14 protein-coding genes are annotated in these 15,395 nt (G+C 57.4%); all 14 read right to left on the minus strand.

Annotated features, from left to right (window positions below; all coding sequences use genetic code 11):
• Positions 1 to 15: 15 nt before the first annotated feature.
• Positions 16 to 339, minus strand: coding sequence for a hypothetical protein (locus GY33_RS18970; protein WP_035271260.1), 324 nt, complete (start codon positions 337 to 339; stop codon positions 16 to 18).
• A complete protein-coding gene (locus GY33_RS0104550; RefSeq protein ID WP_031386204.1) occupies positions 340 to 1,023 on the minus strand; it encodes a flagellar basal body-associated FliL family protein in 684 nt (227 codons plus the stop codon).
• Positions 1,024 to 1,195: 172 nt separating this feature from the next.
• Positions 1,196 to 1,576, minus strand: a complete 381-nt coding sequence (locus tag GY33_RS0104555; RefSeq protein WP_031386205.1) for a chemotaxis response regulator CheY — start codon at positions 1,574 to 1,576, stop codon at positions 1,196 to 1,198.
• A complete protein-coding gene (locus GY33_RS0104560; protein WP_051822286.1) occupies positions 1,576 to 2,391 on the minus strand; it encodes a FliA/WhiG family RNA polymerase sigma factor in 816 nt (271 codons plus the stop codon). Before GY33_RS0104560 ends, GY33_RS0104555 begins: the two co-directional genes overlap by 1 nt.
• Positions 2,345 to 3,169, minus strand: a complete 825-nt coding sequence (locus tag GY33_RS0104565; RefSeq protein ID WP_031386207.1) for a MinD/ParA family protein — start codon at positions 3,167 to 3,169, stop codon at positions 2,345 to 2,347. The genes GY33_RS0104560 and GY33_RS0104565 overlap by 47 nt, the downstream gene beginning before the upstream one ends.
• 30 nt (positions 3,170 to 3,199) lie before the next feature.
• Positions 3,200 to 4,297 carry a flagellar biosynthesis protein FlhF gene (locus GY33_RS0104570; RefSeq protein ID WP_031386208.1) on the minus strand — a complete coding sequence of 366 codons (1,098 nt, stop codon included), beginning with the start codon at positions 4,295 to 4,297 and terminating at the stop codon, positions 3,200 to 3,202.
• Entirely contained in the window at positions 4,287 to 6,392 is a 2,106-nt protein-coding gene (flhA, locus tag GY33_RS0104575; protein ID WP_031386209.1) for a flagellar biosynthesis protein FlhA, read from the minus strand. The genes GY33_RS0104570 and flhA overlap by 11 nt, the downstream gene beginning before the upstream one ends.
• Before the next feature lie 97 nt (positions 6,393 to 6,489).
• Positions 6,490 to 7,557, minus strand: a complete 1,068-nt coding sequence (gene flhB / locus GY33_RS0104580; protein WP_031386210.1) for a flagellar biosynthesis protein FlhB — start codon at positions 7,555 to 7,557, stop codon at positions 6,490 to 6,492.
• A 59-nt stretch (positions 7,558 to 7,616) separates the two neighbouring features.
• Positions 7,617 to 8,396, minus strand: a complete 780-nt coding sequence (gene fliR, locus GY33_RS0104585) for a flagellar biosynthetic protein FliR (RefSeq protein WP_031386211.1) — start codon at positions 8,394 to 8,396, stop codon at positions 7,617 to 7,619.
• A gap of 429 nt (positions 8,397 to 8,825) precedes the next feature.
• Entirely contained in the window at positions 8,826 to 10,145 is a 1,320-nt protein-coding gene (gene tmcB / locus GY33_RS0104590) for an electron transfer complex ferredoxin TmcB (protein ID WP_031386212.1), read from the minus strand.
• Between the two features lie 18 nt (positions 10,146 to 10,163).
• On the minus strand, positions 10,164 to 10,823 hold the full coding sequence (tmcC, locus tag GY33_RS0104595) for a TmcC family electron transfer complex membrane anchor subunit (RefSeq protein WP_031386213.1): 660 nt from the start codon (positions 10,821 to 10,823) through the stop codon (positions 10,164 to 10,166).
• A gap of 4 nt (positions 10,824 to 10,827) precedes the next feature.
• Positions 10,828 to 12,102: an electron transfer complex subunit TmcD gene (gene tmcD / locus GY33_RS0104600; RefSeq protein ID WP_031386214.1), complete on the minus strand. Its 1,275-nt coding sequence runs from the start codon at positions 12,100 to 12,102 to the stop codon at positions 10,828 to 10,830.
• A gap of 106 nt (positions 12,103 to 12,208) precedes the next feature.
• Positions 12,209 to 12,610, minus strand: a complete 402-nt coding sequence (locus GY33_RS19630) for a cytochrome c3 family protein (RefSeq protein WP_051822287.1) — start codon at positions 12,608 to 12,610, stop codon at positions 12,209 to 12,211.
• 134 nt (positions 12,611 to 12,744) lie between these two features.
• Positions 12,745 to 15,123: a PAS domain S-box protein gene (locus GY33_RS0104610; RefSeq protein ID WP_084184783.1), complete on the minus strand. Its 2,379-nt coding sequence runs from the start codon at positions 15,121 to 15,123 to the stop codon at positions 12,745 to 12,747.
• Positions 15,124 to 15,395: the final 272 nt, after the last annotated feature.

Consider the following 15,395-nt stretch of genomic DNA (forward strand, 5'->3'; position numbering starts at 1 on the left):
CCGAAGTGCCCATATTCAAATTTTGAGGTTTACGATCTGGCCGGACCAGGGGTCCTTGTGGCCAAGGGGTTCATCTTCCGGCTCCGCTTGGCGCCGTTGATCCCGGCGGGGCTGACGACCACCGCGCCCCCGGTCCTGTTCGTCTTCCGGACGGACCTGAAAGGACTCCTCGGTCTTCTTTACTTCCGCGATTCGCTCCCGCTCTTTTTTCAAAGCCTCCTGCATCAGGCTTCCGGCCAAGGCCTGCTGCATGGCCGGTCGATCCTGCTCGGCCTGGATCATCTTTCCTACCTTGGGCAGCAGGGAAAGGAGCACGGGAAGCTGAACCTGTTGGACCATTTAGCGCACCAGATACTCCTTGATCAGGATATCGTTCAGTGGGCTGCTCAGGTGCTGGTTCATGACCGACATCAGGTCCGCCTTCAGCGCGTCGGCGGCGTCCTCGCGCTTGATTTCGGGAATCGGGCGGTTGTTTAAAAAGTAATAAATCGCATCCCGAAGAATGATCTCCTTGCGCTGGACTTCCACATACCTTGTCGAACCTTCCATGGTCAGGGTCAGACGCAAGGAAAGAAACGCGACCTCCTCACCCTGGGTATAGGCGACCCAGAACGGCTTGAGGTCGACGGTGTACTCCTCAGGCTTTGGTTCGGGCGCGGGTTGGGGCTGTTGGAGCGGTTCCGGTTCTGAAAGTGCCGGTTCCGGGGGAGGCGGCGGACGTGTAAGCCAGAAAGCCAGACCGGCCAGCAAAAGCGCCACGACGACCCCGCCAATGATCAGAGCCAGGCGGTACGACTTTCCGGACTTCCGCTCGTCCTCGACATTTTCAGTCTCCGGTGCTTCCGGCCGGGCCTCCTCTTCGGAGGGCGCTTCTTCTTCAATGTCGTCAAGAAACGGTGCGTCATCCAGGTCCAGGGTAACCTTCTGAGTTGCCTGGGGCGACTTTGGCTCAAGCTCGAGGATCTCCTCGTCCCGTTCCAACGGGTTGACCTCATTGGTTGGAGGCGTCGGGGGGGTGGCCATGGACGATGCCTTTCGCTGGTTCTCGTCGGATATTCGAGGTTGTTGCCGCGGGTTCGATATTCATGTTCGTAATGGAACGCGTCCGGGTTCCATCCGCCCTTTTCGGACGCGCCATATCAGCGAAGAGGAGCACGTAGCGCGGTGGGCCGTCAAGGAAATGGAAAACGGGATGTCATGCGAAAATCTTGTCAATCTTCTGACCGAGGGTCTCCGGGGTGAACGGTTTGACGATATAGTTGGAAACTTTGGCCTGGACCGCTTCTATGATGTTCTCCTGAAGACCCTCGGCGGTGACCATCAGAAAGGGGACGTCGGCGTATTCCTCGCTGGCCCGGACTTTGCGCAACAGTTCGATTCCTGTCATTTTGGGCATGTTCCAGTCGGAAATCACGAAGTCGATCCGTTCCTTGTTCAAGACCTCCCAGGCCGTGGTTCCATCGTCGGCCTCGACGATGTTCGTGAATCCCAACTGACGCAGAATGTTCTTGATGATCCGCCGCATCGTCGAGAAGTCGTCGACGACGAGAACGCGCATGCTTTTGTCGTAACTCATCAGGCTTGTCTCCTTGTTTTCTTTTGGTGATGGCTGGATGTTTGGAGCTTGGCGAACTTATCCCGGAGTTTGCCCAGGGCCTGGGAGTGCAGTTGGGACACCCGGCCCTCGGTAATGTTCATCACCAGGGCCGTCTCCCGCATGTTCAACTCGTCGGCGTAGTACAGGGAAAGGACCATCTGCTCCCTAGAGGTCAATCCATCGATAAGTTCCGCAAGTTTGTCAATCAGTTGTTGGTGCAGGGTATGGGAGAAGGGGTCGTTTTTCGTGGTACTCGTGGAACGAAGGAAATGGTCCTCCAGGCCGTCCAGGCTGATACAGACTTGATTTTGCAGAGCTTCCAGGCCTTCCTGGATTTCCTTGGCGTTCAGGCCGGTCATGGCTTGGAGTTCTTCGGCGGTGGGGACGCGACCGGAGTGTTGTTCCACCTTACGCATGCTTTCTTCCAAGAGCCGGACCCGTTGGCGCAACCCGCGGGTGAACCAGTCCATGCGCCGGAGCTCATCCAGCATGGCCCCCTTGATTCTGTTTTCAGCGTAGGTCTCGAACTTGATTCCCATGCCCACCTGGAATTTTTCCAGGGATTCTATCAGGCCGAGGCTGCCGGCGCTGAGCAGTTCTCCCAGCTCGATATGCTGAGGGAGCTTGGCCTTCATGCGCAGGGCGATAATTTTTATCTTCGGGGCATAGTGCGCGACAATGGCTCCTCGGACCGCGGGGTCGGCGGTGCTCCACGCCAACTGACCGTCTTCGAAGCATTGCCAGTGGTCAGGTGTTGAAGAGGAGTTTTTTCCAGAAGAATTTGATATTGCCATCGGTTTTGGCTGTTTGCGGCCAGGCCAGAATATTTTCGGCGATTTTTCTCACGGCCTGGGCCGCAGCCGAGGATGGAACTTCGTGGCAAAACGGCACCTGGCGGGTAACGGATTGCCTGACGACCGGGTCCTGGGGCAGCGAACCGATCAGGTCCAAGGAAACGCCGTCCAGGAATTTGTCGCAAGCCGCGGCCAGTCGCTGGAAGGTCTGCTTGGCCTGTTTCGGGTCAGCGGCCATGTTCACGACCACTCGGAATCTGTGTACGCCGTGTTTGTTGTGCAGAACCTTGATCGTCGCATAGGCATCGGTCAAGGCCGTGGGTTCCGGGGTCAGAATCAGAATCCGTTCCTGTACGGCCAGATTGAAGTACATGACATTATCCCCGATCCCGGCTCCGGTGTCCACAATCAGGATGTCCGTTTCCTGGCCCAAGGGTTCCAAAGCCTCGATCAGTTCCAGCTTTTGGCCCGTGGACAGTTTGAGCATTTCCGGCACGCCGGAGGACGCCGGGAGAATGGAAAAGCCGTACTCCGTCCGAACCAGCACCTGGTCAAGTTTCTTTTCATCGTAAACGAGGTGGAAGATGTTGTATTCCGGGGCCAGGCCCAACAGAATATCCACGTTGGCCAGCCCCAGATCCGCATCCATCAACAGGACTCGCTTGCCCATCCGTTGGAGGGAGTAGGCCAAGTTCACGGAGAGGTTGGTCTTGCCCACTCCGCCTTTGCCGGAAGTTACGGAGAGAACTAGGGGGTTGTGCTCGTTCGTGCGCGTCATGGTTTCCTCGCGAATACGTGAAGTTCGTCGTCAGTGCAAAGGTCTTTCCGGCCCGCCCCCGAGGGGCGTGGGCAGACGGTGGGTGAAGACCAGTTTCCAGAGGTTCTGGTGATCCGCCGCGGCCAAGCTGGAACTCAGCGAAGTGCCGTAGGACAAGGCTGATACGGGGAGTCGGGTGGAATAGCCGATGTTCACTAGAGAGCCGTAGCTTTCCGCCTCGTCCAGCTTGGTCCAGATCAGGCTGGACAAGGCCGGGACCTGAAATTTTTCTATGAACCGCTGGAGGATCGTGTTGGAGTAATGAGGGCTGAGGACCAAATGTACGGCGCAGTTGCCCTTCAGGGAGATTTCCTTGTCCATCAGCCAAGCGTCAAGATGGTTTCCCGCCGGCAGGCCGGGCAGGTCGATGAAGACCATGTCGTAGGTTTCGCGAAGCAGGCGTCGCCAATCTTCGGGCGAGCGCAGATCCACAAAGGGAAATTCTCCCAACTCCGCGTAATGTTGCAGCAACAAACGCCCCTTGCCATGATGCTGGTCCGCGTTGGCCAGGGCGATCCTGCGGTTGGGAAATTCCCGGCGCAGGTTCAGGGCCAAGCGTAACAGCGACGAGGTTTTGCCTGAACCGTGCGGGCCGACGAAGGCGTGCAGCTTTTCCGGCCAGTGCCGCCCGGTCCAAGGTTTGACGGCCACAATGGACCGCAGTTCCTCCAGGATGGATTTCTCCGGCGCGTTTTTCATCGTCCGCCACAGATGCATGGCCACCTCGGGCAGGACTTCCTCCCGTTCCAGATACTCCAGCGCTTGGCGCTGGCGTGGAGAGAGGAGGTTGTAGTCCGCCTGAGGCTTGAGGACGCTGAACAAGTGCTCCTTGAGGCAGGTCCACTCCTGGTGCATCTGTTTCCAGCCCGGATAGGTCCCCCCCAAAGGGGCCGCGATATCCGGATGCTCAGGATTTGCAAGCCGGTTTCCTCCGGACGGCGGCTCCAGGGCGGCCATGATTTCGCAGCAGGATCGACCATTCTCCGTTCCGTTCTGGGTGCTGAGAATGACCGCGTCCGGCCCAAGTTCGGCGCGGATTTGCTTGAGCACGGTCCGGGTGTCCGGTCCGCGAAAGGTCTTAACCTGCATTGGCCATCCTCACCGTTGCCGCGGACTGAAGGTTGATCCCCGCGGGAATTTCGGCCTGGGAAATGATGGGCAGCGTGGGAATGAAGCGGGTGATAAGCTGGGCGAGATGCGAACGCAGGCTGGGCGTGGTCAGCACTACGGGTTGGCCCTCGGCGACCATGGCCTTTTCCATGGCCGACTGGAGCCCCTGGATCAGCTTCTGGCCATTGCCGGGGTCGATGTTCAGGTAGGTTCCCTGTTCGGCCTTGCGCAGGTTTTCCTGAAGCAGGCGCTCCCAGTCCTGGTCCAGAATGATCACCGCGAGATTGTTTCCTCCGGCCAAGTAGGGCTTGACAATGGTCCGGGCCATGCGTCCGCGAACGTATTCCGTGAGCAGGTCCGGGTCCTTGATGGATGGCCCGAAGTCGGCCAGGGTTTCCACAATGGTCAGCATGTCCCGGATGGAAACCTGCTCGCGGACCAGGTTCTGCAACACCCGTTGCACGGTCCCCAGAGACATGATCCCTGGTACCAGTTCTTCCACTGCCTTGGGAGCGCGTTTGGCCAGGTTGTCCAAAAGGGACTGAATTTCCTGACGGCCCAGGAACTCGTGCAGGTTGCGGCGGAAGACCTCGGTGACGTGGGTGGCGATAACCGTGGACGGGTCCACGACGGTGTAGCCGGCGAGCATGGCCTCGTCCTTTTGTTTGTCCGGTATCCACAGGGCCGGCAGGTTGAAGGCCGGTTCCCGGGTTTCCACGCCCTGGATGCGATGCTTGGCGTCGCCGGGATCCATGGCCAGGAAGTGGTCGATGAGAATTTCCGCTGACGCCACTTGGTTGCCCTTGATCATGACCACGTACTGGCCGGGCTTGAGCTGCAAGTTGTCGCGCAGATGCAGCGAGGGAATGATCACGCCCATATCCAGGGCGAATTGGCGGCGGATGGAGCGGATGCGGGCCAACAGGTTGCCGTTCTGGTCCTCGTCCACCAGGGGGATCAAGCCGTAGCCCACTTCCAGCTCCAGAGCGTCCAGGGGCAGTAATGCCTGAACTTCTTCCGGAGTGTCCAGGCTGGGGGTTGGCTTTTTTTGCGCTTCTTCCGCGGCTTGACCGGATTCGGCTTGGATTCTTCCGGCGACAACGGAGATGCCGTAGGTCATGCCCGCGAAAAGCAGGAACATCAGCGTCGGCATGCCCGGGACCAGCCCCAGGACCAGGAGGATCGCGGCGACCAGGCGCAAGGCCTTGGAGTGCAAGGTCAACTGGCCGATGAACTCCTGGCCCATGTCCGCTTCCGCGGCGGCCCGGCTGACGATGATACCGGCGGAGGTGGAGATGATCAGTGAAGGAATCTGGGCGACCAGGCCGTCGCCGATGGTCAGGATAGTAAAGGTGGCCGCGGCGTCGCCCCAGGCCATGCCGTGCTGGAAGACGCCGATGAACAGACCACCGACGATGTTGACGGCGGTGATGATCATGCCGGCTTTGACGTCCCCGGAGACAAACTTGGCCGCGCCGTCCATGGCCCCGTAAAAATCCGCTTCCTTGCGAATTTTTTCCCGGGATCGCTTGGCCTCGTTCTCGTCGATCAGGCCGGCGTTTAAATCCGCCTCGATGGCCATCTGTTTACCGGGCATGGCGTCCAGGGTGAACCGGGCCGCGACTTCGGCGATGCGCGTGGTACCGGTGGTGATGACCATTTTGTTCAGAATAAAGATGACCAGAAAGATAATTACACCGATGACGTAGTTTCCGCCGACCACAAATTGGCCGAAGGCTTCAATGACCTTGCCGGCTGCGCCGGGGCCCTGGTCGCCGTTGAGCAGAATCAGGCGGGTGGAGGCCACGTTCAGGGCCAGTCGGAGCAACGTGGTAACCAGGAGCAGGGAGGGGAAAATCGAAAATTCCAGGGGAGAGCGCATGTACATGGCCGAAAGCAGCACCACGAATCCCAGGGAAATGCTCAGGGTGAGCATGGCATCCAGGATGATCGTGGGCATCGGGATGAGCATCACAAACAGGATGGTCACCACGCCCCCGGCCAGGAAGATGTTCCCGTATCCGGAGAAACGGGAGTAATCGATGTTGGTAAGATTTATCGCGGCTTGGGCCATGGATTTGACGCTCGTATTGGCTAGGCTGAAGAAACTATTTCAGATGATGTTTCATGGAGTTACGTTCGTTTTTCCTGTCGGCTGGCCATGGACTCGATTACCTGCGACGGAATTTTGGCAATTGGGCCAGGATGGAGGCCACGGCCTGGAACAGCTCCTCGGGAATCGCCTCGCCCACATCAACGCTTTTATACAAGGCCTGTGCCAGGGGCTTGTTCTCCCGGATCGGGATGTTGTGTTCCTGAGCGATGTCTCGGATTTTCGCGGCCATGAAGTCCGCCCCCTTGGCCAGGACCATGGGCGACGGGGCCTCCAGCGGATTGTAGCGCAGGGCGATGGCCAAATGGGTCGGGTTGGTGATGACCACGTCGGCTTTGGGCACGCTCTCCATCATCCGCTTTTGCATCACGGCCATCATTTTTTGACGCTGCTTGTTCTTGATGGCTTGATCGCCTTCGGCCTGCTTCCGTTCGTCCTTGACCTCGTCCTTGGTCATTTTCAGGTTTTCCTCGTAATCCCAGCGGGTGTAGACCAAATCCGCGATGGCGATGATCAGCATGGGCACCAGAGCGTACACAACCATTTTTGCGCCGGTGATCAGCATGTAGCTGGCTACGGTCAGCGCGTCCTGGTAGAAGAGGGGAATGAAATTCGGGGCTTCCATTCTTAGTACAAGGTAAGCCGCGAACCCCACGACAATGACCATGAACAGGCTGCGGAGCAGGCGGACCACGGTCTGGGTGCTGATGAACAATCGTTGAAGCCCGGCAACGATGTTCAGTTTTTTCCATAAGTTGGACAGCTCGAAAACTTTCAGGGTCCAAAGGTGGCCGACTTGTAGACGTACGGTCAGAAACGCGACCAGCGCGCAGGTGAACATTACCGGCAGGACCATCACCGCGATACGCCAGGAGACCGTCTGGAAGAGCAGATAGACGGTTTCCGGGGTAAATTCGGTGAGCAGGTTGTCGCTGAACGTCCAGACGAAGAGCCCGTGCATCTGGTTGACCATGACCTGGATCATGAACAGCAGGGCGAGAAAGCCACCTAACAGCACCGTGACCTTGGGCAACTCCTGGCTTTTGGGAACATTGCCCTTTTCCCGCGCTTTGTCGCGTTGTTTGGGGGTGGCTTCTTCGGTTCTACTCGGATCGCTCTGGGGCATGGTTCGGCCTCCAGCTCCTTCTATTCTTGCCCGTGCATGAGGCTAGTGTCCGTAATCGCTCAGCGTCCGCTGAGCATAATGCCCTGGAACATGGAGCCAAGCATCAGGATGAAGTCCTGCACGTAGAGCCCCATGATCGTGAACATGGTGCCAAGAAACAAGAATCCCACGGCGATTTTCAGGGGAAAGCCGACGAAGATCACGTTCATCTGGGGCGCGGCCTTGGCCACCAGGGCCAGGGCCAGGTCGATCAGGAACAGGGCCACCATCACCGGGCTGGCGATTTTGACCGCCAGGATGAATATCTGGCTGGAAAAACGGATCATCTGGTCGGATAAGTCCGGTGTGAGCAGCAGCCCGCCCGGAGGGACCAGACTGAAACTGTGGGTCAGGGCGTGGAGCAGATGCAGGTGCCCGTTGAGGCTCAGAAAAATGAGCAGGGAGGTCATGTAGAGGAAGTGGGCGGTCACGGCCATGCTGACCCCGGAACTGGGGTCCACGACACTGACCATGGCAAAGCCCATCTGAAAACCGACCAACTGCCCGCCGGTCTGGATGGCGGCGAAGAGCACCCTGACGATCAGCCCCAGAGCCAGCCCCAGGATCAGTTCGCCCAGGATCATCAAGGCGATCATGATGGGGTGGGCCGGGAAATAGTCCGCGGAAAAGGCCAAGTGCGGCCACAGCCCCAGGGCCAGGACCAGACACAAGGCCGCCTTGGCCGGCAGGGGGATGTTCTCCCCGCCGAAGAACGGCAGCATGAAGACGATCAGACTGATTCGGAACAGCGTCAGAAAAAAGCTGAGATAAATCCTGGGATCAAAAGAGAACAGGTCCATTGCCGGAGCAAAGCAAGTTTTGGACCATCGATCCGCCTTGCTCTGTACGAGCCGGTGAAACGGCGCCTCTTTAATAGGCGGGCTTGGCGAATCGGTTCAGTTTTTTTGAAGCAAGCTGAAATCAACCACGTCCTGGATGCTTCGGGAGCGCCCATCAAATAGACGAAGGTGATTACGAAACAAAAGGAGTGTCCTGAAAATGTTTCGAATTTTGAATAAGCCGTCGATAAGTTGAAGATAGTCTCGCGCGAGCTAGTAAGCGTTGGTTCGTAGGCTTGGGTTGGCAGACAAGCTTTCCCGAAGAGATTTTGTCAACACGAAAGGCCCGGCAAGTATCTGCTTGCCGGGCCTTTCGTGTTTATGGCCGCTCGTGAAGGTTTGTCTGGAACCTCGCTCAGTGCGACGATTTCAATGAACCATCACGCCTCCTCACGCCTCCGGGCGTTCCATGCACTGGTAGATGATGTCCCCCAGGAACTTGATCTCCATGCCCAGCTCGTACTTGTGCACCGTGTCGTCCAGGCCGCCGTGGCAGTTGTGGCAAGGGGCGATGATGGTCTTGACGCCGGTGGCTCGGAGCTGATCCGCCTTGGCTTTGCAGGCCGCGACCCGGGCGTTCTTGAAGGGCGGGCCGCAGTTGATCACCCCGCCGCCGGCGGAGCAACACAGGTTGTGTTCCCGGTTGGAGGCCGTCTCCACGATCTCGCCGTCCACCAGGATGCGGATCACTTCCCGAAGTTTATCGCCCAGACCGCGGCCGCGGACGATGTTGCAGGGGTCCTGGAGGGTGACCGGGCCGGGGTATTTGGAGACCAGCTTGATCTTGCCCTGGGTCAGCAGTTCCCAGAAAAACTCCACGGAGTGGACCACGGGCACGGGGTAGTGCTTCCAACCGGCCCAGCGGTTGCCCACGTCGTAGATCGAGCGAAAGGCGTGGCCACATTCGCCCATGACGATCCGCTTGACCTTCAGCTTCTGGGCGGATTCGAAGTGCTTACGCTTCAGCCGACCCATCATCTCAAAGTCGCCGGTGAACATGCACATGTCCGAGTTGTCCCAGCCCGGCTCGGCGGGCATGGTCCAGTCGATCTTAGCCGTGTGCAGGATGGCCGCGGCCTGGTAAATGAGCTGGGTTCGGAACTTCGGCTCCGGAGCGATGACCGAGTAGTAGACGTCCGCGCCTTCCTTATCCAGGGGGATCCGCAAATCCGGGAATTCGTCACGGGCTTCTTCTTCCTGCCACTGCAGGGTGTCGGTCCACTCATCGTCCTTGACCCACATCTGGTTGAAGGTGGCGGAGTGGCTGTGTGCCGTGTCCTGAATGTACTGCGGAGTAACCCCCAGCTTGTGACAGATGCGGCGCATGGTGATCATCATGTAGGCCGTGTCGATGCCCACGGGACAGAAATGGACGCAACGCCGACACAGGTTGCACTCCGAATAGGCGATCTGAGCCATGTTATAGATCTGGTCCGGGCTGACCCGCCCTCCATTGGCCAGTAGCGTGCCGATGGTCTGTTTGACCTTGGCCGCCGGAGCGTAGGTTGGGTCCTTGTCGTGGGAGAGGTAGAAGTGGCAGGCCTCGGTACACATCCCGCAGCGCAGGCAGATTTCTGCGTAGGCCTTGAGCCGCGCCCCGGTCTCTCCCTGAAAAACCGCGTTGACGGTTTTCTGGATTTTGTCCTCGGTCAGACGGGAAACCCCTTCGCGGAGTCCCACGTCCTCGATCAGTCTGTCTTGAATGCCCATATGTTTCTCCTTGTGGTCCTACCAGTCTTTGGCTTTGCGAATCCCGCCGAACTCGGAGCCGATGTAAGCGCGGGTGAATACGGCGAAGAGCATATGACTGATGCGGGTGAACGGAATCGCGGCGATCATGATGTTGCCGGCTAAAACGTGGGCAATGATCAGCACTTGGTAGTTGAAGAGCTGGTGATAGGCCAAAAAGCCGGTAATGAAGGGGAGTGCCGCGATGGTCAGAATAAGCCAGTCCTGGCCGGTGGTCAGAAAGCGGACATCCTTCTGGTAGAGGCGACGACCGGCGAAAAATGCGCAGGCGGCGATGACCAGGATGGTCATGACGTCCGCGGTGGAGTCGGAAAGACTCCACCAGCTGACGCCCCAGGATTCCTCAATCATGATGATGTGAGCCGAGAGCAGGATGGGCGTAGCCAGCAGGCAGATGTGGAACACGTACGTGACCACTGTCAGGACCGGGTTCATTTTCCAGCCCAAGGCCTTGAAGGGAATCAGCCAGTTGAAAATGGATCGAAAAGAGAATTTCCAGTCCATGTAGGCCAGGGAGACGGCGTCCTTCTTTTTGGCCAGGGTGTACATGGAAACCAGGCGATAGATGGACCCGAAGATGAAGATGGCGAAGGACGCCCAAACCAGGGGTCCGGTGACGAAGTTGTATATGCCGTACATATGGCTACCCCCTTGACGAGAAGTCCGAAAGTGTGGCGACGATGCGCACGAACGCGCCCTTGTCCACGGCCCGGATAAGCACCTTGGAGCCGTCGGGGCTGAAGACGGGGGGCCATACGCGGTCAAAATCCCGTTTGTAGGCCTTGCCGTCCACGAGCACGGCATGTCGGCCCGCCTTTTCCACCTTGGCGGCGACATGGGTCCCGTCGGCGCTGAAGACCGGCTTCCAGGCCATGTCGTAGGTTCCGTCCCAGGGGCTGCCGTCAACCACCACCCGCCAGTCGACATTGCTGCTGTTGGCCAGGACCGCGGCGCGTTTGCCGGCCGCGGAAAGGGTCAGGTCCATAAGGACCGGAAACGTGGCGGACCAGGGCTTGGCGTTCACGGCCACGGTGAACTCACCGAAGGAGGGAGCCACGATGGCGGCCAGGGTTTTGCCGTCCGCGCTGAATTGCTGGTGCCAACACTGGAAAAAGATCGGATCCCAGATGGTCTTGCCGTCCTGGGCCATGCCCCAGGCTCCGGCGATGCGCACCGGGGCGACCACCGCGCCGGTGGCCGGGTTGAAGCGAGGCTCCCAGACACAGTTGTAGGTTTGTTCCCAGACCGCGTTGTCCACGGCAATGGTGTATTCATAGAGAGTCAGGCGAATCTGGGCGGCTACTTTGTTGCCTTGGGAATCGAAGGTCGGGGTCCAGGCATTCATAAACGACTTTCCCCAGGCCTCACCGTTCACGGCCACGGTGTAGACCCCGCGGCGAAAGGCGGCCAGGTCCGCGGCAGCCATGGCCTCGGTCTGGACCACTGCCGCCGTGCTTTGCCCGTTGGCGCTGATGGCGTAGTCGTTGGCGTTGTCGAACAGGTTCGGCCAGGCCGCGCCGCCCACGCTCATGCCGTATTGGCCGTCGTTCTGGATGGCCGCGGCAATGACCGAGCCGTCCTCTGAAAAACAGGGGTGCCAGAGGTAGGCGTAGAACTCCTCCCAGGGCTCCCCATCCACGGCCAGAGTCCATTCGCCGTCCTGCTGGGCAATGGCCACAAGACGGCCATCTGGGCCGAAAACAGGTTTCCACAGCTTCTCAAAACTGGATTCCCAAATTTTTCCGTTGACGCACATGGAAAACATATCGTCTTCCAGTCGGACGACGGCGGCAAGGCTTTCGCCGTCCGGAGCGACATACGGCTCCTCCTGCCACTGGTGCGCAACCCCACAGGTGGTCGAATCCAGAATGACCCGCTCACCCGGCTGCCAATCCCAGGACGATGCAGCATCTTGCATAATCACTCCTCACTTTGTTGCTGTTGGACTGCTGAAGTTTGGGAACTGTTCCGGCGTCACCGCCATGCGGCGGAATGCCGTCGGACCGTGCCGTCATGAGCCATGTTTATGGCCTGACGTGACATTCCCCACACATGATGTACCCGGTGTTTTTTCCTTGGCGGAGATACTCCTGGTGACAGCCGATGCACTGCTCGTGAAAGGCCTGCATCAGGCCCATGCCCGTCTCGTCCTCACCACTCACCGTATGACAATCGGAGCAGTAGTTTTTTCCGGAAAACATGTCCCAGACGTTTTCCTTTTTTCCTTTGACATCGACGTAATCGTGATGGCAGTCCATACAGTCGATGATTTCATAGTGCAGCAGATGGTTGAACTCCACTCCGGTGCGCTGCCGGTTTTCAAAGGCCTTGCTTTCGATGAAATAGCGATCTTCCTGGGCGACGATGGTCCCGGCAATGAAGACGCACAGGGCAAGGCAACAGACGAAAAGAACTCTGCTTCGCATGCATTCCTCCGTTGTTACGGTTGTTTTTTGTTGTTGATGACGTTCACCTTCCTCTCCTGAACGGTGCACGTTTCCCAAGTTCGGTGAGGGCCGTGTCACGCTGTCGCCCTCTTGTTGCTCGTTTCGCGGCGTTTTCAGGCATGGTCCTCCTTGTTGCGTTCTTCGGGCTTGTCCTCTTTTTGATTTGTTTCCCGTCCATCGAAGTCCGCCCGTGAGCAGACGCACCGGTCGTCCATCCACAGACAGTTTTTCTCATCAGCCACCGGAAAGGTGATTGTGAAGCAGGCTCCACTGGTTTCCCGGTTTTCGGCGGTAATGGTTCCGTTGTAATCCTGGATAATTCCGTAAGATATGGAAAGTCCCAGGCCCGTGCCCTTGCCCACGTCCTTGGTGGTGAAAAACGGCTCGAAAATTTTTTCACTCATGTTCGACGGCACTCCGAATCCGGTGTCGCATATCCTGGTGGTCACGAAGGCACCCGAAGATTCGGTCTCGATGGTGATGGTTTTCTCGCCATTCTTGACTTCCTTTCCGTTCCAGCGTTCTTCAATGGCATCCCGGGCGTTGATCAGCAGGTTGATGATCACCTGTTCCAGGCGATTCGGTTCGGCAATGATCAGAGGAAGGTCCTCTTGGAGGCGCCACTCCACGGAAATGTTGCGGACGTTGAGTTGCTGACTGAAGAACTCAAAGCCGCGTCTGATGACGTCGTTGATCTGGACGGGCATGGTCTTGAGTTCGGACTTTCGGCCAAATTCACGCATGTGGGAGATGATTTTCCCCGCCCGGTCCACATGCGTGCTAATGCTTTGGGAGATTTCCTCCAGCATCTCAGAGTCAATGTAGTGTCCCTTGCCGACCTTTCTGGCCAGAAATCCACTGATGGATTTCAGGATCGTCAACGGCTGGTTGAGTTCATGGGCCACCCCCGTGGCCATTTCACCCAAGGTGGTCATCTTGCTGGCATGGATGAATTGTTGTTCCGCCTCCAGGCGCTTCGTGATGTCGCTGCACGAGACGATCAATACTTCGTAGGTCTCAAACGTCGACAAGGAAATGCGCATGGAGACGAAGATGCTTCGGCCGTCCTTGGTGATCTGGGACGTCTGGTTGATTTCATGGGTGGTTCGCAGATTCCGTGTCCAATATTCCCGTTCATCCTCCTTGAATAGCGATGTGAAGGGTTTGTTCAGTAATTCTTCTGGCTTGTATCCGTACATTCTAAGGACAGCGTCGTTGCAGTTCATTATGGATAGGTTCGCTGTGTTGAGGACAAACAACGCACTCGGAATAGCTTCAAAAATTGAATGATAGAACAGCTCAGAAGCAGCGAGTTTGAACTCAAGTTCCTTGCGCGCGGTGATGTCCAGCATCATTTCCATGGCCGCGACGGTGTTGCCTTCGGTGTCTTTGACAGGAGCCGTGTAAACAATCCAGTGGATGGTTTTTCCTTCCTTGGAGAGGCCGAATTCCTCACTGACATGCGGAGAGTCGTATAAAAATGTTTTTTCCACGGGACAGACCGGACAGCGCTCCGTCAACCCTTTGTTGATTTCGTAGCAGCGCCGGCCTTGGATATTGCCACCGAAGTGATCTTCATACTTGGTGTTGTGGCGGATGACATTATAATTCCGGTCCACGACGCTGAGCAGGCAGGGGACATTCTGGAACAGATTGCGATACTCCTCACGTTGGGCCACCAGGAGCGTCTCTTTTTCCGCCACCTTGCGGCACATGTCGTTGTAGGATTCCGCCAGCACGCCGATTTCGTCCGCTTGGCGGATGGAGATGTCCGAGTAGTTCCCACCGGCGCAGATGTCCTTGGTCGCCTGGATTAATCGGCGGATGGGCTTGAAGATCAAAATGTGGTAATTCAGGAATAAAACCAGAAAAGTGGCCAGAAAGACCAAAAATGAAATCAGCATGTTGGCCTGCTCGAACTCCCGCAGGACCGTGCCTTTGATTTCCGTGCTCACTTCCATGTCCAGGATGCCGAGCAATTGTTCGTCCTTGGAATGGGCGTGGCAGGACTGGTCGTAGCAGCCTTCCCTGTTGGGAATGGGCGTGACCGTGCCGACGATGATGGCGTCTTTGGACTGGAGGACGCGGCTGCGATCCTCCTGGCTCAGGGTTGTCGGCGGTGGATTTTGATCATGGCACTTTCGGCAGGATTCAGCGGAGTTGGCCATGACCGTGCCGACTTCCTCCGATTTGCTGGAGTAGGCGATCCGGCCTTTCTTGTCCAAAAGGCGGATGGCCTTGATGTTCTTGTGTGGACTGAAGGCGATGATCTGCTTGATGTCCTCCTCGAAGTCGTGAAGCGTGGCGCAATCAAGTCCGAGCAGGACGGTGTCCGAAAGGGTAATGATGTCTGATTTAATGCTGCGCAGGATGAATTCCTGGAGATAAACCACATTAAACGTGGCCCAGAGCCCGGCGCAAATGAAAAAAGTCACACCACCGGAGAGCAGCATCTTGAAGGTCAAGTTCTGAACCATGTTTTTGATTTTCATGGACTTTCCTTGATTTTTCGCAATGTGGGCCTAAACAGTGGAGTGCTCTGCCATACTGCTGGAGAAATACGGACGCTCCAGACATGGAGTCTGCTTGTTACGTGATTGTCGGCATTGCGTTGCATCCAGTGCGTAACTTGAGAAACAGGCTGTTGCTTGTCGAAGCTTATTCTCGACTGTATTAATCGTGTATTGCCTTGCTCGCCTTTCCTGTTGTTCTTTATTTCACAGACTACACTCAACCGGTGAAATATGGCAAGTGGTGGATGAAG

This window comes from Desulfonatronum thiodismutans, from assembly GCF_000717475.1.
In the GTDB taxonomy this organism is placed as follows: domain Bacteria; phylum Desulfobacterota; class Desulfovibrionia; order Desulfovibrionales; family Desulfonatronaceae; genus Desulfonatronum; species Desulfonatronum thiodismutans.